This is a genomic window from Streptosporangium sp. NPDC003464, assembly GCF_053588315.1.
Genome location: NZ_JBSFPS010000221.1, coordinates 1 through 17,683 on the forward strand (window position 1 = coordinate 1; position 17,683 = coordinate 17,683).

General features: G+C 72.3%; 16 protein-coding genes. 5 read left to right on the top strand and 11 right to left on the bottom strand.

What is annotated here, in order from left to right; all coding sequences use genetic code 11:
- The 6 genes from pseI to pseB form a co-directional block, all read right to left on the bottom strand.
- Positions 1 to 1,018, bottom strand: a 1,018-nt coding sequence (pseI, locus tag ACWDS7_RS35710; RefSeq protein WP_451932855.1) for a pseudaminic acid synthase, incomplete at its 3' end; no start/stop codon positions are given.
- Positions 1,008 to 2,858 carry a glycosyltransferase family 2 protein gene (locus tag ACWDS7_RS35715; RefSeq protein ID WP_451932856.1) on the bottom strand — a complete coding sequence of 617 codons (1,851 nt, stop codon included), beginning with the start codon at positions 2,856 to 2,858 and terminating at the stop codon, positions 1,008 to 1,010. The genes ACWDS7_RS35715 and pseI, both read right to left, overlap by 11 nt.
- A gap of 25 nt (positions 2,859 to 2,883) precedes the next feature.
- Complete coding sequence (locus tag ACWDS7_RS35720) at positions 2,884 to 4,677, bottom strand: hypothetical protein (protein ID WP_451932857.1); 1,794 nt, start codon at positions 4,675 to 4,677, stop codon at positions 2,884 to 2,886.
- Complete coding sequence (locus ACWDS7_RS35725; protein ID WP_306859441.1) at positions 4,667 to 5,497, bottom strand: hypothetical protein; 831 nt, start codon at positions 5,495 to 5,497, stop codon at positions 4,667 to 4,669. The genes ACWDS7_RS35720 and ACWDS7_RS35725 overlap by 11 nt, the downstream gene beginning before the upstream one ends.
- Before the next feature lie 11 nt (positions 5,498 to 5,508).
- Positions 5,509 to 6,633, bottom strand: coding sequence for a DegT/DnrJ/EryC1/StrS family aminotransferase (locus ACWDS7_RS35730; RefSeq protein WP_451932858.1), 1,125 nt, complete (start codon positions 6,631 to 6,633; stop codon positions 5,509 to 5,511).
- Positions 6,633 to 7,616 (bottom strand): UDP-N-acetylglucosamine 4,6-dehydratase (inverting), encoded by a 984-nt coding sequence (gene pseB, locus ACWDS7_RS35735; RefSeq protein WP_451932859.1) that lies wholly within the window; start codon positions 7,614 to 7,616, stop codon positions 6,633 to 6,635. Before pseB ends, ACWDS7_RS35730 begins: the two co-directional genes overlap by 1 nt.
- Positions 7,617 to 7,720: 104 nt before the next feature.
- Here pseB and ACWDS7_RS35740 point away from each other — a divergent pair, with 104 nt between their 5' ends.
- Positions 7,721 to 8,458: a glycosyltransferase family protein gene (locus ACWDS7_RS35740; protein WP_306859447.1), complete on the top strand. Its 738-nt coding sequence runs from the start codon at positions 7,721 to 7,723 to the stop codon at positions 8,456 to 8,458.
- Positions 8,455 to 9,657, top strand: a complete 1,203-nt coding sequence (locus ACWDS7_RS35745; RefSeq protein ID WP_451932860.1) for a PseG/SpsG family protein — start codon at positions 8,455 to 8,457, stop codon at positions 9,655 to 9,657. Before ACWDS7_RS35740 ends, ACWDS7_RS35745 begins: the two co-directional genes overlap by 4 nt.
- A gap of 354 nt (positions 9,658 to 10,011) precedes the next feature.
- Here the strand turns inward: ACWDS7_RS35745 and pseH are convergent, their stop codons facing one another.
- The 4 genes from pseH to ACWDS7_RS35765 are packed head-to-tail and all read right to left on the bottom strand — an operon-like array spanning position 10,012 to position 14,352.
- Positions 10,012 to 10,500: a UDP-4-amino-4,6-dideoxy-N-acetyl-beta-L-altrosamine N-acetyltransferase gene (gene pseH / locus ACWDS7_RS35750; protein WP_306859451.1), complete on the bottom strand. Its 489-nt coding sequence runs from the start codon at positions 10,498 to 10,500 to the stop codon at positions 10,012 to 10,014.
- A 5-nt stretch (positions 10,501 to 10,505) separates the two neighbouring features.
- A complete protein-coding gene (locus tag ACWDS7_RS35755; RefSeq protein ID WP_451932861.1) occupies positions 10,506 to 11,549 on the bottom strand; it encodes an HAD-IIIC family phosphatase in 1,044 nt (347 codons plus the stop codon).
- The gene (locus ACWDS7_RS35760; RefSeq protein WP_451932862.1) at positions 11,546 to 11,812 is read right to left on the bottom strand and encodes an acyl carrier protein; all 267 of its coding nucleotides are present in this window, start codon (positions 11,810 to 11,812) and stop codon (positions 11,546 to 11,548) included. The genes ACWDS7_RS35755 and ACWDS7_RS35760 overlap by 4 nt, the downstream gene beginning before the upstream one ends.
- 53 nt (positions 11,813 to 11,865) lie before the next feature.
- Positions 11,866 to 14,352, bottom strand: a complete 2,487-nt coding sequence (locus ACWDS7_RS35765; protein ID WP_451932863.1) for a hypothetical protein — start codon at positions 14,350 to 14,352, stop codon at positions 11,866 to 11,868.
- A 178-nt stretch (positions 14,353 to 14,530) separates the two neighbouring features.
- On the opposite strand from ACWDS7_RS35765, the gene ACWDS7_RS35770 reads away from it, so the two are divergent.
- Complete coding sequence (locus tag ACWDS7_RS35770; protein ID WP_306859459.1) at positions 14,531 to 15,403, top strand: polysaccharide deacetylase family protein; 873 nt, start codon at positions 14,531 to 14,533, stop codon at positions 15,401 to 15,403.
- Here ACWDS7_RS35770 and ACWDS7_RS35775 read toward each other — a convergent pair.
- On the bottom strand, positions 15,310 to 16,566 hold the full coding sequence (locus ACWDS7_RS35775; protein WP_451932864.1) for an acyltransferase family protein: 1,257 nt from the start codon (positions 16,564 to 16,566) through the stop codon (positions 15,310 to 15,312). The genes ACWDS7_RS35770 and ACWDS7_RS35775 overlap by 94 nt on opposite strands.
- A gap of 290 nt (positions 16,567 to 16,856) precedes the next feature.
- Between ACWDS7_RS35775 and ACWDS7_RS35780 the strand changes: the two genes are divergently transcribed.
- Positions 16,857 to 17,225: a nuclear transport factor 2 family protein gene (locus ACWDS7_RS35780; protein WP_451932865.1), complete on the top strand. Its 369-nt coding sequence runs from the start codon at positions 16,857 to 16,859 to the stop codon at positions 17,223 to 17,225.
- Between the two features lie 59 nt (positions 17,226 to 17,284).
- Complete coding sequence (locus ACWDS7_RS35785; RefSeq protein ID WP_451932866.1) at positions 17,285 to 17,668, top strand: hypothetical protein; 384 nt, start codon at positions 17,285 to 17,287, stop codon at positions 17,666 to 17,668.
- The last annotated feature ends 15 nt before the right edge of the window (positions 17,669 to 17,683 follow it).

The window sequence follows — 17,683 nt, forward strand, 5'->3', positions numbered from 1 at the left end:
GGGTCCCGCGCGGGACGTCACACCGGAACGTCCGGCCGGCGACCGTCGTGATCGCGTCCGGCGGGAGCCCGCCGGCCGGGCGGATCGAGCGGACGTTGCGCTCGGAGACCACGTCCCCGGCCCGGACGTCGGCCACGACGTACAGGGACCGGCGGAAGCGCATCCCCTCGCTCTCGGCGGAGACGGGGCGGACCACGGCGCTGCCGAGCGCCTGCCACGCCCGGTCGCTCTCGACGACGAGCGCCGACAGCTCCGCCGGCTCCAGTGAGAACGCCGCGTCGACGCCGCCCCCCGCCCTGTCGAGGGTCACATGCTTCTCGATCACGCACGCGCCGAGCGCGACCGCGGCCACCGCGGCGCCGATGCCCGGGGTGTGGTCCGACAGACCGACCGGCAGCCCGAACGCCTCCGCCAGGACGGGCAGCCGGCGCAGGTTGCTGTCGGAGACCGCCGCGGGATAGGCCGCCGTGCAGCCCAGCAGGGCCAGCTGCCCGCACCCGGCCTCGCGGGCCGCCTGGACCGCCGCGTCCGTCTCCCCCAGGCTCGCCATCCCGGTCGAGATGATCAGGGGTTTGCCGGTCCGGGCCACCCGGCGGATCAGCGGCAGGTCCACGATCTCCGATGACGCGATCTTGTAGGCGGGCGCGTCCAGGCTCTCCAGGAGGTCCACGGCCGTCGGGTCGAACGGGCTGGAGAAGACGGTCAGCCCCGCCGCCCGCGCCCGCTCGAAGATCGGCCCATGCCACTCCCAGGGCGTGTGCGCACGGCTGTAGAGGTCGTAGAGACGCTCGCCGCCCCACAGGTCGTGCCCGCCGGAGATCCGGAACGACGGCCCGTCGGCGTCGATGGTGATGGTGTCCGCGCGGTAGGTCTGGAGCTTGAGCGCGTGCGCCCCCGATGCCGCCACCGCGTCGACGATCTTCATCGCCCTGGCGAGCTCCCCGTCGTGGTTGCCGGACATCTCCGCGATGACGTACGGCGGGACCTGCACGCCGACGGGCCGCCCATTAATGATCATCTTCACTCCGTTGGACTCGCAGCGCCATGTTCCCGCGTGATGTGCGCGCCGTCTGGATCCGCCAGCCGTCCAGCTCCCACTCGGGGAGCTCGTGGAGGGCCACGGGCATCCGCAGCGGCCTGCCGTCGGCCATGCCGGACAGGAACATGTTCCAGGTGGCCGTCTCCTGCTCGACCCGCACGTCCTCGGCGGGCACCTCCATGACGAACTCCCGGCGGTCCTCCGGCCCCGCGGTGGTCTCCACGGGGTAGGACCGCGCGGGGCCGCCCATGACGCTCATCACCAGGGCGACGCCCTCGGCGGTCTCCTGCTCGGCGTGCCAGCCGAGGATCCGCAGCCGGCCGCCGGCCAGCTCGCAGCCGGTCACCGCCGCCCGGGGGCGCTTCACGGTGAGGACGGCGGACCCCTTGTCGTCCACCAGCGGCTGGACCCACATCCCGGCGTCGGTCACGTGGGGGCCGAGGGCCGGGGTCTGCCCCCTCAGCCGCGTCTCCCGGACGATGCCGTCCACGGTGAACCTGACCCACAGCTCCCACTTGGCGGCCTGCTCGCACAGCGGCCCGGGGTCGCAGACGAAGGCGAACCCCAGGTCCTCCCGCTCCACGGGCAGCTCCAGCACCGTGCCGCCCGCGCGTTCGAGCAGCCACAGGTCGATCGAGCACGACGACGACGCCCCCACCATGACCCCCGGCAGCTTCACCCTGCCCTCGCCGTGCAGCCGGCCCTCGCGCCACTGCCAGCCTTCCAGCAGGCCGGTCATCGTGAGCTCCCGCGAGACGTCGAAGACCCAGCGGGGTATCCCGTGCCCCCGCCGGAAGGGATAGTCGGCATACCACTTGCGCCGCGACAGCAGGCTCCGCCGGATGCGGGTCTCGTCCATGCTCTCCCGCTCGAACCGGACCGCCTCGGCCAGCTCCGCGACCTTGCGCCGGTGCATCAGCTGGATCTGCAGCCGGCGGATCGCGGGCAGTTCCAGATATGTCTCCTGGCGCACCGTGTCGAGATAGGAGCAGACGGCGTCCAGCAGGAGATCGGGCTCGACGCCCGCCGCCAGCGCCTCGACCGCCACCCGCAGATCGTTGAAGAGCGTGTCCCGCTCGTAGACACGGCGCAGCCCGGGGGCGTGCTCCTCAAGGAAGCTCGCGGTCTCCATGACGGAGATCATGAGGTCGGTGACGTTCTCCGCCCGGAAGCGGCGCTCGGTGATCGACCCCTCGCGCAGGCGCCAGATGTAGACGACCTCGGAGAGCACGTCCACGGCCTGGGCCCGGACGTGGGCGGGGATGGTCACCGGCATGTCCTCGTACAGCCGGGCGGGGAACTCCATGCCCAGGGTGTCCCAGAACGAGCGCCGGAAGACCTTGTTCCATACCGAGCGGTCGAAGAGCAGGTGCACGTTACGGGTGATGTGCGTGCCCGTCTGGGTCTTCTTGAAGGCGTTGCGGTGCGCCCAGGACTGGACCAGCCCGTCGGAGGTGAGCCGCTGCACGTTGCCCGAGGCGATGTCGGACCCGCTCTGCTCCAGGGAGTCCACCAGGAGCTCGTAGGCGCGCGGGGGGACGATGTCGTCGCTGTCGGCGAAGGCGAGGTACTGTCCCGACGCGTGCTCCACCCCGGTGTTCCTGGCGGGGCCGAGGCCCTGGTTGTCCTGGACCACCACCCGGAAGCGCGGGTCCCGTGAGACGTAGTCCTTGGCTATGACCGCACTCGCGTCCGTCGATCCGTCGTCCACGCAGATGACCTCAAGATCACCGAGTGTCTGGCCCTGGATCGAGGCCAGGCAGTCGTCGAAATACGGTTCGACGTTGTAGTACGGAACAATCACGCTGAGCCGCGGCATACGGTTCACCCCCAGGAACGTTGGACTAACGTGCGGCGTTTCCACCCGGACCGGCGCCGAACATCCGCCGCACCGGACGGAGCGCGGCCGCCGGGGCGGTGATCACACGCCCCAGCCGGGAACCCCCGGAGGGCCGCGGTCTCTTGTCACGCCGCCGTGCCTGTTTGACGGCGCGGACGGCCTTCGCCAGCCGGGCCTCGGCTGCCTCCAGGTCGCGCTCAAGCATGGTGATCTTCTGCTGGGCCTCCTCCAGCCGCGCGCTGAGCCGCCCCCTGGCCGCGTACAGCTCGCGGTAGCCCTCCCACCGCTCCCCGGGCCCGTCCCCGCCGGGGCCGTCCTCCTTCCCGTCCCGGCCGGCCTCCTCCCGGGGACCGTCCTGCGGGGCGGCGCCCAGATCGGCGGCGATCTCCACCTCCAGCTCCGCGCCCCGCCGTACGGTCTCCTCGCCGGCCGTCGCGCCCGCCATCGCCAGCAGCGTCAGCGTCAGCCGGTCGGCGCCGAGCTGCCAGGACCACGGATGCCACTGCCCCGACTCCAGCAGGCGCGCGGCGAAGTGACGCATGATCCGGGCCACGACGGCGCCGGCGTCGAGCTCGCCGGGGAGCTGCCAGCTGGCGTCCAGCATCGCGAACCGGGCGCCGTCGAAGACCACGTTGTCGGCCACGGCGAAGGCCGTCCAGCCGGGCATCCTCCCGTCGCCGCCGTGGCCCTCCAGCCACCGCAGGAAGAGGCCGAGGACCTCGCGGACCGCGACGACGTCGTTGCGCGCGCAGGCCGTCATGAGGATCTCGGCCAGGGACCGGCCCTCGGGGACCGGCCCGTCGAGCAGCCCGGGTGTCCGGGTCACCCGCCCCGACACGCGCAGCGTCCGGTCCCCGCGCGCCCTGCGCGTCCATCCGCCCTGGGCGGCCGGGGCCAGCTCGCAGGGGAGCCGCCAGTAGGGGGCGGCTCCGGCGTCGACGGTCAGCGCCACCGGCAGGGCCGCGGGGCGTGCGCCGTCGGCGTGCGCGGCGACCACCCAGCGGGCCGCGACCTGGGCCCCGAGCCCGCCGGCCATCACCGCGCGTGCCAGGTGCCGCGGGTCGTGGCCCGCCGCGGGCGCGCCGAACGCCCCGGCGCAGGCGGCCACGGTGAGGGCCGCCGGCGCCGAGGCGGCCTCCAGGACCGGGACGTCCATCAGCAGGTGCGGCCCGTACGGCCGGCCGTAGGCCGCGTAGCTCCTGCCCACCGTGAGACCGGCGGCGGTCAGCAGGCCGGTGAGCTGCTCCAGGCTCACCGGGCGGGAGCCGTCCAGCTCGGCGGCCGCCCAGTCGTCGTCCGCGCGCCGATGGACCTCGTGAGGGTCTCCGGCGAGCCGGTGGAGGCCCAGCGGGTTCTCCGCGCCCAGCACGAGCGTCCCGCCGGGGGCGAGCATCCCGGTGAGCCGCTCCAGCGACTCTGCCCAGGTGCCGCCCGCGTGGTCGAAGGAGGTCAGCCGCCCGACCCCGTCGAGGGCGACCACCACGTCGAACGCCCCGGGGAAGGCCGCCTTCTCCAGGCTCCCGCAGTGGACCGTCAGCTCGTGGTGCCCGGCCAGGCGGCAGGCGTCGGAGTAGGAGCGCACCAGCACGCTCGGCTCGCACGCGGCGACGGCCGGATCCTCGAAGAGGCCGGCGGGGTGCGGCCCCGCGACCAGGACCCGCGCGCCGCCGGGAAGGAGCGGGTGCAGCAGCTCGCCGAGCACTCCGGCCCCGTCGGCCCCGGCGCCCGCGGCGTCGGACCACTCAAGCATCTCGCCCCCGATGAGATGTACGCGGGCCGCGGCGTCGTCACAGGTCATTGGTCTCCCCCGACCATCCGAAAACTGTTCTGATCTCTTCGGGGGACGCCAGACATCCGGCCCCCAGCTCCTGTCCGGCGATCTGCCGCGCGGTGGCGAGATCGACCTCGGCGCCGTGGAGCTCCGGCCACAGCCGCCGGATCCGCGCGACCCCGCCGTGCATCGGGTCCTCCCCGGCCAGGACCATGGGGTCGCCGTAGACGGCCGGCTCGCACCCGGCCGCGATGCCGTGGAAGACGGCGGTGCTCAGCCGGTTGGACGCCACCCGCCGGTGCCGGCGGAGCTCGGCGAGCTGCCGGTAGGGGAAGCGCGGATCGGTCCCCTTCTTCATCCAGCCCCGGGCCCCGTGGCTGATCACCCGGAAGCCCGCCCGTTCGTAGAGGTCCCGGACAGCGGGCTCGCCGAACTCCAGCCAGTAGAGGCAGACGGTGACCGGCCCCTGCTCGACCTCGCGGATCTCGTCGATCAGGCGCCGGTGGTCCCCGTCCACGTGCTGGCGCTCCCAGCCGTGGAAGGGATACCAGATCGTGCCCTCCCGCGGCTCCTGCGGCCCGGCCGGCTCCAGCTGCGTCAGGTAGAGCCACGGCGCGCCGATCGGGTAGTAGTCGCGGCGCCCCCGTGCCCAGCCCCGGCGGCGCATCGCGTCGGACCAGACGAACTTCGGCGTCACCGGGACGTATTTCTCACGGGGGCCGAACCCGTCCAGGGCGTTCCAGCCGTGCTGGAGGTAGCCGTTGATGCGCGGCGGCCTGCGCCCGTCGAGCCCGCAGAACCGGGCGAAGACATGGGCGTGCCCGTAGAAGTGGTTCGTGTGGTGCATCGTTTCTCCGCTCAGCCGAGAATCGCGTGGAGAGCTCCGATGACCCGGTCCTGCTCCGAGTCGGTGAGGCCGGGGAACAGGGGCAGCGACAGCTGCCGCGCGTAGAACTCCTCGGCGACCGGGCACATGCCGCGCCGGTAGCCCATGTCCGCGAAGGCGGGGTGCCAGTAGGCGGGCAGGTAGTTCACCTGGACGCCGATGCCGGCCTCCCGCATCCGCTCGTAGACCTCGCGCCGCCGCCCGTCGGGGATCCCCACGGCGTACAGGTGCCAGGCGGGGTCGACATGGGGACGGCAGACGGGCAGCCGCAGCCCGGCCAGACCGGCCAGGGCCCCGTTGTAGCGGGCGACGAGCCGGGCCCGCCGCGCCTTGAACTCGCCCAGCCGCCGTACTTGGCTGATGCCGAGGGCGCACAGGACGTCGGGCAGGCGGTAGTTCAGGCCGAACTCGTGGACCTCCTGGTGCCAGCCGCCCTCGCCCAGCTCGCGCTGCTCCTCCGCCTCCCTGACCAGCCCGTGGTTCCTGAAGCGCCGGGCGCGGCGGAGAAGCTCCTCGTCGGCCGTGGCGACGGCGCCGCCCTCGGCCGTCGTGATCGTCTTGGTGGGGAAGAAGGAGAAGGTCGTCAGGTCGGCGAGCGTGCCCACCGGCCGGTCGCGATAGCGTGACCCGACGGAGTGGGCGGCGTCGCCCACGACCAGTGCCCCGGCCCGCGAGGCGACCTCGCGCAGCGTGTCGTACTCGGCCGGGTGGCCGGCGTAGTCGACGGCCGTGACCACCCGCGTGCGCGGGCCGGCCGCCGCCGCCACGGCCGCCGGGTCGAGGTTGGCGGTGTCGTCCTCCACGTCGGCGAAGACGACGCGGGCGCCGAGCATCACGGCCGTGGCCGCGGTGGCGACGAAGGTGATCGGCGAGGTGACCACCTCGTCCCCCGCGCCGACGCCCGCGGCCGCGTAGGCCGTGTGCAGCGCCGCGGTGCCCGAGGTCACCGACACGCACGGCACGCCTCCGGTCCAGGCCGCGAGCTCCGCCTCGAACGCGGCGACGGCCGGACCGGTGGTCAGCCAGTCTCCCTCCAGGACGCTCAGGACACCTTCGATGTCACGCTCGTCGATCGACTGTCTACCGTACGGAAGCATCAGGTCCTCACCGCGAGCAGCTCGCGGATGTCCTCGGCCGACAGCCACTGGTCGTTGGTGTCGGAGCGGTAGGAGAACCCCTCGGGGACACCCTGGCCGCCGGGCGGCGGGACGTATCCCCAGGTCGCGATGGTGGGCTGCACCACGTAGCGGGTGGCGAGCCGGATCGTCCTGCGGCTGTCGTCGGCGGCGATCATCTCCTCGTGGAGCTTCTCCCCCGGGCGGATGCCGACCTCGTGCATCGCGGCACCCGGGGCGACGGCCTCGGCCAGGTCCATGATCCGCATGCTGGGGATGCGCGGGACGTAGAGCTCGCCCCCCTGCATCAGGTCGAAGGAGTCGACCACGAAACGGACGGCCTGCTCCAGGGTGATCCAGAAGCGGGTCATCCGCTTGTCGGTGATCGGCAGGCTGGCACCCTCGGCCGCCAGTTTCTGGAAGAAAGGGATCACCGAGCCGCGGCTGCCCATCACGTTTCCGTATCTGACCACGGCGAACCGGGTCACATGGTGGGAAGCGTAGTGATTAGCCGATACCAGCAGTTTGTCCGCTACCAGCTTGGTCGCCCCATAAAGATTGATAGGGCTGGAGGCTTTGTCCGTCGAAAGCGCGATCACTTTACGGACGCCGCAGTCGATGGCCGCCTCGACGACATTCTGGGAACCGCTGACATTGGTCAGAACATATTCGAACGGGTTGTATTCGGCCGTGTCGACCTGTTTGAGCGCGGCCGCGTGCACGACATGCTCGACGCCGTGCATGGCGCGGGTCAGACGGCTACGATCGCGCACGTCACCGATGAACCAGCGGAGCCTGGAGTCGTCGGCGAACAGTTGCCGGATTTCGTACTGCTTCAGCTCGTCCCGCGAGAACACGACCACCCGGCGCGGGTCGTGATGGTCGAGCACGTGCCGGATGAAAGCCTTTCCGAATGATCCTGTCGCCCCGGTGACAAGGATCGATGATCCTTCAAGCTCGCCCACCCGAGTCCCCCCATACAAGACTTCCGTAACTTACGGTAGTCATTCAGTGACAAGCTCGTAGCATAACGCAGCATCATCACCGCCCAACCGAGTTAGGAAATGTTTTGGCCGTTCACATCGCCGGAGTCATTCAGGCCCGCATGGGGTCCACCCGCCTGCCGGGGAAGGTCCTGCGGAGGCTGGGCGGGCGCACCGTCCTGGAGCGGGTCGTGCGCGCCGCCTCGTGCGGCGGCGTCCTCGACGACCTCGTGGTGGCCACCACCGCCGAGCCCGCCGACGACGCCGTCGTCGCGGAGTGCGAGCGGCTCGGGGTCCCCTGGCACCGCGGTCCGGTGGACGACGTGCTGACCCGCTTCCTCGGCGTCCTCGACCGGCTGGAGTGCGAGGCCGTCATGCGCCTGACGGCCGACTGCCCACTGCTCGACCCGGAGATCATCGCGATGGCGGCGGGCACCTGGCGGGCCACGCCCACGCTCGACTACCTGAGCACCAGCCCCCAGCCCAGGACCCTGCCCAGGGGCCTGGACGTGGAGATCATCTCCGCGGAGGCGCTCCGGAGCCTCGACGCGGCGGCCACCGGCCACCACCGCACCCACGTGACCTCATACGTCTACACGCACGCCGAGCGCTTCCGGATCGCCGGCCTCATGTTCCCCCCGGGCGACGCCGACCTGCGCCTCACGCTCGACACCGCGGAGGACTGGGAGCTGATCAAGACGGTCGTCGACCACTTCGGGGACGGACCGGTGCCGCTGCGGACCCTGGTCGGGTGGCTGAGGGAGCGGCCGGAGGTCGTGGCGCTCAACGCCGGCGTGCGGCAGAAGTCCCTGGAACAGGCGTGAGACGCGTCGGGATCCGGTGCGACGCCGGCGCCGCCCGGGGCGTCGGCCACCTGATGCGCTGCCTGGCCCTCGCCGAGGAGCTGCGCGGGCGGCGGGTGGAGGTCGTCGTCCTCGGCGACCTGGGCGGGCTCGACTGGGCCGGCGGGCAGCTCGCCCGGCGCGGCCTGCGGCTGCTCCCCGGGCCGGACGGCGTGGCCGCCATGGTCGGGGCCGCCCGCCGCCTCGCGCTCGACGCCGTGGTCATCGACTCCTACGACCTCGACCCCCGCTGCTCGGGGGCGCTGCGCGAGGCCGGGGTCAGGGTGCTGGCCGTCGTCGACGGCGACGAGCGCGGCCAGGACGCCGACATCTACCTGGACCAGAATCTCGGCGCCGAGCGCCGGCGCGGCGGCACTCCCGCCGGATCGATCCGGCTCGCCGGGGTGCGCTACGCCCTCCTCCGCGACGACGTACGGCGGCTGCGCCGGCAAGTGCCACCCGAGCCCGGGGACCCGGCCGGCCCCGAGGACGCGATCGAGCCGGGGAATCCCGCCGGGCCGGTGGAGGCGATCGAATCCCGAAGGGCGACCCGATCCGGAGACCCGGCCGGGTCTCGGAGGCCGGCCGAGCCCGGGAGACCGGCCGAGCCCGGGAATCCCGCCGGGCCGGTGGAGGCGATCGAATCCCGGAGGGCGGCCGAGCCCGGGGGACCGCCTCGGGTGCTGTGTTTCTTCGGGGGCACCGACGCGGCCGGGGCGGCCCCCCTCGTGACGGGGGAGCTCATCGCGACGGGCGTGCCGTTCCAGGCGACGGTCGTCACTCCGCGCGAGGGGGTGCTGGACCACCTCCGGCCGGCGGAGGGCCAGGTGATCCGGGGCATCCCTCCCACCGACGATCTCCCCGGCCTGGTCTCGGCGGCCGACCTCGTCGTCACGGCGGCCGGCAGCAGCGTGTGGGAGCTCCTCTACCTGGGCAAGGCCACCGCGCTCGGCTGGGTGGCCGACAACCAGTGGCCCGGCTACCGGGAGGTGATCTCGCGCGGGCTGGCCGCCGGGCTCGGCCGCCTCGACGCCCCGGCCCGCTTGGACGGTCCGGCCCGCGCGCACCTGCGGGAGCTGCTCACCGGCCCGCAGGCCCGCCGGCGGCTCGGTGCGCGCGGGCCCGAACTGGTCGACGGCGAGGGCCGGGTGAGGGTCGCCGACGTCCTGCTCTCACCGTGACGACCTCGGCCGCCGACGTCCTGCTCTCACCGTGACCGCCCTGGCCGCCGACGCCCTGTCCCCGCTGTGACCGCCCCGGCGGTCGACGCCCGGCTCTCACCGTGACGGCTTCGGCCGCCGGCGGCCTGCCGTCACGGTGACGGCTCCCCGCCGTGCCCGTGACGGTGGACATCGCCGTGCCGCAGCCGCGGCCACGATCACCGTCATGACCGTGGACACCACCATGCCCGTAACCATGACCGCGATCACCGCCGTGCCGCAGCCGCAGCAATGATCACCGTCATGACGGTGGGCACCACCATGCCCGTGGCCATGACCGCGATCACCGCCGTGACCGTGGACACCGCGCCGGGGTCACCGCGCCAGTTCCATGACGACGACGGGCTCCTCGACCCCGTCCACCTCGCGCGTGTAGGTGCCCACCTCGGCGAAGCCGTAGCGGCGGTGCAGGGTCCGGACCGCCTCGTTGCGGACCAGGACCTCCCCGCGCAACGTGCTGATCCCCAGCTCGGCGAAGGCGTATTCGACGGCCTCGCCCTCGATCCGCATCCAGGCGGCGAGGAGCTCACCGCGCTCGCCGAGCCCGTCGACGTCGAGGTAGAAGCCCCACCCGGCCGTCCGCGCCCGGACGTCGTGGTCGAAGAGGTTCACCACCCCGCTGGGCACACCGTCGTGCTCGTAGACGAGGATCCGGCGCGTGGTGTCCGCCATCGTCGCCGTCCACCACCTGCGGTGTTCCTCCTGGCCGATCTCGTGGGCGGTGAAGCTGACCCCCCGCACGCGGGGATGGTTGCGCCACCGCCGGATCATCTCGCTCTCGCGCCCGAGCGCTCTCCTGAGCATGGCGGTCAGCCGGTCCGCACCGTGAGGTAGGCGGGAGGATCCTGGATGCGGCTGAGGTCGGACTCCAGGATCTGGAGGTCGCCCCGGGTCCCCACCTCCTGGAAGCCCGCGAAGCGGTAGGTCACGAACATCACCCGGTTACGGTCGTTGGGCAGGAACTCCGCCTGGAGCCGCACGCCGGCCTCCCGCGCCAACCGCATGACGTGGTTCAGCAGGACCGTCCCGACGCCCCGGGACATCACCCGGCAGGACATGAGCAGCAGCTTGAGCGTCCAGATCTCGGCCCCGCGCTCGACGAGGCCGAGGCCGATCTTCCCGTAGGAGCCGAACCTGTCCTCCAGGCCGGCCACCAGCAACAGGTGGCCGGGGGACCGCGCGAATCCGCGCAGTTCCTCGTAGGAGTAGGTGATCCCGGTGGAGTTGAGCTGGTTGGTCCGGACGCTGAGCTCCTCGGCGCGCCGGAGGTCCGCCTCGCCCGCCGTGGAGATCGTGAAGGTCATGTCGAGCGTGGCCAGGAAGTCGTCGCTGGTCCCGCCGAACTCGCGCTCGGCGGCGTCCCTGAGCTCCGCCCCCAAATACATCGAGCGCCGGTTGCGGGAGTCGTCGGTGACGAACCTCGGCGTGAAGACCGGCATCTCCGGGATCCTCGACACGTCGCCGGCGTCCAGGCAGAGCACCCCGGGATGGCTGAAGGCGACCTCCTCCCGTTCGAACGACTGGTCGTCGATGAGGGCCAGCGTGTCGATCCCGATGTTCAGGGACTTCGCGATGGCCGCCACGGACTCGGACTTCGGGCTCCAGCAGATCTGGGGGACGAGGAAGTAGTCGCGCAGGCCGAACCGCTCCAGCTGCTCGATGGCGGTCTCGCTGTGGTTCTTGCTGGCGATCGACTGCAGGATCCCCCGCTCGTCGAGCACCCGGATGACCTCCGCGACCCCGGGCCGGAGCGTGACCTCCCCGTCCTCCAGCAGGACGCCGTCCCACAGCGTGTCGTCCAGGTCCCAGACGAGGCACTTGACCGGGCCCGGCCGGTCGACGCTCGCGGTCATGCGGGCACGCCCCCCGTCTGCGGGGCGGCCGAGATCCGCCGCACCAGCGCCGCCATGGACCGGACACTGCGGAAGTTGTCCATGTGGAGCTCCTCGTTGGGCACCGTCACCGCGAAGGTCCGCTCGACGAACACCACCACCTCCATGGCGAACATCGAGTCGACGAACCCCAGGGCGAAGATGTCGTCGTCATCGCTCCAGCTCCGGCCGGGGAAGCGGGGTTCGATGAATGCCCTGATCCGCGCGTCGATATGATCTTGCACCGGTATCACCCTTTCGGTCGCGGCAAGCCCTCCGGTCACGGCAGGCGCCGAAGTTACTCTGGGCGTCGCCGCGAAAGCGTACTGTAGTCAAACGGGCGCGTGGGAGACCACGGCCCGTCCGGTGTTCCGGCGGTTATCTCGTAGACCGCGAAACGCCCCTTCTCATGACGGAGCTCGGCGAAGCGCCCCAGGTCCGGTGAGACCGCCGGACGCCTGCCGTCGACCAGCAGCCAGCGCACGCCGTACCTCTCCCTGAGCGAGCCGACCGCCTGGGCGGTGGGGGCGGTGAAGACGGCGTCGTTGGCCGCCAGCAGTCCGCTGTCCCAGAAGGGCAGCAGCGGCATGGTCTGCCGGTCGACGTCGGTCAGCGACCTCATGATCCGGGGCGTGTAGCCCCACCCCTCGACGAGGATCCGGCGCTCGGTGTAGGCAGATATCCAGAAATGCCGGTTGTCGCAGGACGAGTACGTGGAGCTGAACCGGCAGTGGGCGTTGGTCGCCACCACGTCGTCGACGCCCGAGTGGTCGCGCACCCACCGCGCGGCCTCCAGGCCGGCCCGGGGCATCTCCCACCGCCGCGGTGCGGGCTCCGGGGACAGGGCCCTGGCCGCCGACTGGACCACCGACGGCACGGAGAAGCCCGCGATCACCAGGATCACGGCCGCCCGCCTCCACTCCGCCCGCCGCAGCAGGAACAGGGCGGCGGCCGGCACCGTGCACAGCAGGACCCAGGGCAGGGCCAGGGCGACGGCGAACCCCACACCGCCGAGGGCCGCGAGGTCGGGCGGCGACTCCGGTACCGCCGCCCGGACCGCCCCCGCCGTCGCCCCGCCGGCCACCACGCAGGCGCCGGCCACCAGGGCGCGCAGGCGCCGGGGGACCGTGGCTAGGGCGGCCAGGACGCCCGCCGCGGCGACGATCGACAGGTAGGGCCGGGCCGCTCTGAGGAAGTAGAACTGGCTCAGGCCCGGGTGCCCGAGCAGCGTCACAGCGGCGACGCCGCCCAGCCCGATCCCGAGGAACAGCGTCAGCGTCCGGTCCGCCCCGGAGCCGGGAGCGGGCCGGGGGCCGAAGGCACCCGCCCAGATGACGGCCCAGGCCAGCAGGAAGATCAGGGAGAGCGCGGCGGGGACGGCCCACGGGCCGTTCACGTCCACCCCGGAGACGATCTTCCCGAGGGTTCTGACCGCCGTGGAGAACGGCCTCGGCGCCAGTCCCTGGGACGCCCCGCCGAAGATGACGGCCTGGGCGAACGCCAGTGCCGCGAGGGTGAGCAGGCCGAGTGTCACGAGGGTGCGGTCCACCCGTCTCGACCGCGCCCGGTCCACCGCGGCGAGCAGGCAGACGCCCGCGGCCAGCAGCGGGAGGTAGGTGGCCTTCGCCCCGGTCAGGGCGGCGAGCAGCACGGCCACCGGCACGAAGATCGCCTTCCCCGGCGCCCGCTCCCGCAGCAGGGCGGCCACCAGCAGGGCGAGAGCGGCGAAGATCGCGGCGCCGAAGGTGTGGGTGGGGCTCGACCAGGCCAGGACCGCGTCCAGCGGGCCGCCGGGGAAGTCCTCCGCCGACCTGGAGTACGGGTTCAGCGGGCCGGCGAAGTAGGTGATGAGGAGTCCCAGGACGCCGGCCCGCCACCTGCCGGTGACCATGAGGGCCGTGGCCGGGAGGAGCACGACGGAGACCGCCACCATGGGCAGGACCGCGAGGCGGTACAGGATCGTCTGGGCGTCGATCCCCGTCACCCAGCTCGCGGCGGCCATGTCCGCGTAGACGAACCAGTGGTAGGACAGCGGCTCGCCCAGCACGTGGGGGACGGCCGGCGGCAGGTGGTTGCGCAGCTCCGCGACGAGTGCGAGGTGGAAGGGCATGTCGACGTGCGGGGCGGCGTTCCCCGGCCACCGGGGACCGTTGGCGCCGAAGAAGGTGAGGGCGCCGGAGACGACGAGGAAGCAGAACACCCCGGCCATGGCGGCCGCGGCCCCGGCGGGGACCCGCGCCGCCGCGGTGGAGCGCCAGTGCCGGCGCAGGCGGGGACGGACGAGGAAGACCACGACCACCGCCAGCGGGCCGAGCACGACCAACCCGGGCCGGCCCGCGGCGCGGGCCGCCAGGTAGAGCGGGATCTCCAGCGCGTACCCCAGCGCCGTGCCGGCGGCGAGGTCGACGGCCGGCGGGGACGGCAGCCGGGTGAGAGCCCGCCAGAGCAGGGTCCCCGGGAGGGTGAGGCAGAGCGCGACGTAGATCGCGAAGAGGCCGATCGCCCTGGCCGGGGTGGCGTGGGCCAGCAGCGTCCCGACGGTCACCAGGCCGGCGACCACGCCCGGGAGCACCGCGAGCCACCGTCTCCACGGCCGTGACCGCGGTCCGCGCCGCGACGCTGCCGGCGCCCCCTCGACCTGCTCCGCGCCCGCGACCAGTGTCGCCGCGTCCATGATCCACCGCCCGTCGCGCACGGCCGTGCCGGCCCCGGGCGGCACCCGCGCCCCGGCTACAATGATCTTTCCGAGGGCGGGACCGGCCCCCGCGATCCGCCTTCCGCGCACCGTGCTCTTGCCGAGCCTTTAACGGCGCCCGGGGAGACGGCTCTTCCTGAGTGCCGGCTGGCAGAAGCCTGAACATCAGCTGGCAGCCGATCGATCCCCCATCGTTTGGGCGAAGTGTCCGGATAAGATGCTTTTTTCTGTCCCGCCCGCAACTCTCGTATCACCCGGAGCTCCCCTCATGAAGCCTCCCGCTCGAATGCTGCTGGCCGTCCCCTGCGCGCTGGCCCTGATAGCCGCGCCGACCACCGCCTGGAGCGCGGACCAGCCCAAGGCCGCCGGCGCGGCCACCACGACCACGGCCACCACCACGGCCAAGGCCACGGCGTCGGACAAGGCCAAGTCCGCCGCCAAGGTCGCGCCGGTGGACTGCGCGAAGGTCAAGTGCATCGCGCTGACCTTCGACGACGGCCCGGGCAAGTACGCCGACAAGCTGCTCGACACCCTCAAGAAGTACAAGTCCAAGGCCACGTTCTTCCTTGAGGGCCAGTACGTGAAGTCCCGCCCGGCCTTCGCCAAGCGGATGGCCGTCGAGGGCCACGACCTCGGCAACCACAGCTACACCCACCCGCACCTGCGTGAGGTGTCGGAGGACAAGATCCGCGAGGAGCTGACCAAGACCCAGGAGCTCGTCAAGCAGGTCACCGGCAAGTCGCCGACCATGATCCGCCCGCCGTACGGCGAGATGGACGACCGGGTCAAGACGGTCGCGGCGGAGATGGGCATGCCGCTCGTGCTGTGGAACGGCGGCTCCCGCGACTGGGCGACCAGGAACGAGAAGGCCATCTACGACGAGGTCCTCAAGAACGCCAAGCGTGACGGCGTCATCCTCATGCACGACTGGGTCGAGCAGACCGTCAAGGTGATGCCCAAGCTGCTGACCGCGCTGCAGAAGCAGGGCTACCACGTCGTCGCGGTCTCCTCCCTGCGCGGCGCGAAGGACCTTCAGGCCGCCGACATCTACCCGGTCGGCAGCGAGAAGGACGAGGGGCTGACGGCGGACACCCCCGCCGAGGACGCCGAGAGCGCCGAGTCGCCCGTCGACGGCCTCTGAGCCAGCCGCCTGCCCAGCCGCTGCATCGGCAGCTCGACGTAGCGGTAGGTGAGCCAGCTCAGGCCGATCACCCCGGCGACGAAACCCGCTGACAGCGACACCTGCACCACCGGCTGCATGGCCCGCACGTCCCCGACGGCGACGTGCACGAGCCTCAGCAGCGGGTGGTGCAGGAGGTAGAGCGAGTAGCTGATCAGGCCCAGCCCGACGAGGGACCGGGGCAGGCGGCGGTGGCGCAGGGCCATCGCGCCCGCGAACGTCGCCCCCGCCAGCGCCATCGTGGTGAACCACACGCCCGGCTGGACCCACCACCAGCCCGCCTGGTCCGACCAGACCGGGGCCAGCGCCACCAGGACGGTCGCGGCGGCCACCGGCCGGAGCCCGCCCGCGCCCTGCTCCCAGCGGCGGATCGCGGTCCCGGTGAACATCACCGCGAGGATCGCCGCCCCGAGCCAGGGCACGAAGCTGCCCAGGAGCAGCAGCACCACGGCCATCCCGCCGAGGACGTAGGCGGCGACGGTCCGGAACCGGCCGCTGATCAGGCAGACCATTCCCACCAGGAAGAGCGCGCCGGAGACGTAGGCGGGCCAGGGGCCCGCCAGCAGCGGCGCGGTCAGCGCCAGCCCGGCGGCGACCGCCACGGCGCCGGCCGCCACGGCGAAGGTCCCGCTCCGGCGGTGCAGGCCGCGCACGAACAGCGCGGTGACCAGCAGGTAGAACACCATCTCGTAGGAGAGCGTCCACATGGTGTCGGCCAGCCCGCCCAGGTGGACCACGTCCAGCAGCATCGTGAGGTGCGCCGAGACCGACGACAGGTCGCGGGGCACCTGCTCGCGGACCGGGACCCAGAAGGCCATGATCAGGACTGCGGCCGCGACCAGCAGGTAGACCGGGTAGAGCCGGAAGAGCCGGCTGATCCAGAAGGCGCGGACGTCACCGCGCCCCTCCAGCGAGACCGGGATGATGTAGCCGCTGACCAGGAAGAAGACCAGCACGCCGTACATGCCGAGGTTGAACCAGTACGGCCGGAGCTGAGGCATGAACCAGGGCAGCAGGTGTTCCAGCAGCACCGCGACGGCGGCGAGCCCGCGCAGCGCGTCCAGCCAGGCCAGCCGGGCGGCGGGTGCGGCGGAGGATCTGACATCGGCGTCTGTTGGCGGCACCTGCCCCAACTTACCTGGACAGAAGTGCTGAAACTGGTCGGATAGCCATCTACGCCGATACGGCCGCCCATCTCACGCTCACGCGGACAGCCCGTAATCCCGGCGCCTACCTAAGCCGACTCCGGACGTACCTAAGCCGGTCCCGGACGTACCTAAGCCGGTCCGCAGGAGGCCCGGTAAGTACCGGTGGATGACGGATTCCGCGCCCGGCCGATCTCCGTAACTTAATGACCTGCGAGAACAACCGCAGGAAACACGGACAGAGCAGACAGAGCAAGGAGACGGACGACATGAACGACACCGCCAAGCTGGTCGAGCGCTACCTGGCCACCTGGAACATCACCGACGCCGCCGAGCGCCGCGCGGAGATCGACGCCATCTGGGCCGAGGACGCCCGCTACGTCGACCCCCTGGTCGACGCCACCGGCCGCGACGCCATCGACGCCACCATCGCCGCCGTCCAGCAGCAGTTCCCCGGCCTGGTCTTCACCCCCGGCGGCGACGTCGACGCCCACCACGACGTGGCCCGCTTCACCTGGAACCTCGGCCCCGAGGGCGGCGAGGCCATCGTGATCGGCTTCGACGTCGCGGTGCTGACCGAGGACGGCCGCATCCAGACCGTCCACGGCTTCCTCGACCAGGTCCCCGCCGCCCTCTGACGTCCGGCCCCGCACCCCCCCGACCCCCCGTCCTCCCACCAGGAAAGGCTGTTTCCGAGATGACCGCCGTCGCCGCCCGCCCCGTCACCGACCCCCACCGGCTCGTCCGCCTGGCCCTGCGCCTGGACGCCGTCGTCACCACCGTCAACGGCCTGGCCTATCTCGCCCTGGCCGCTCCGATCAACGACCTGCTCGGGCTGCCGGTCTCCCTCCAGTACGGCATCGGCGCCTTCCTGACCGTCTACGGCGTCGCGGTCTGGCTGATCTCGATGCCGGCCGCGGTCAACCGGGCCGCGGTCCTGGCGGCCGTCACCCTCAACGCCCTGTGGAGCGTGGTCAGCGTCGCCGAACTGGCCCTCGGCGGCCTGGAGGTCACGGCCCTCGGCGCCACCTGGGTCCTCATGCAGGCGGCCACCGTCGGGGGGGTGGCCGCCCAGCAGTAACTAGGCCACCCCAAC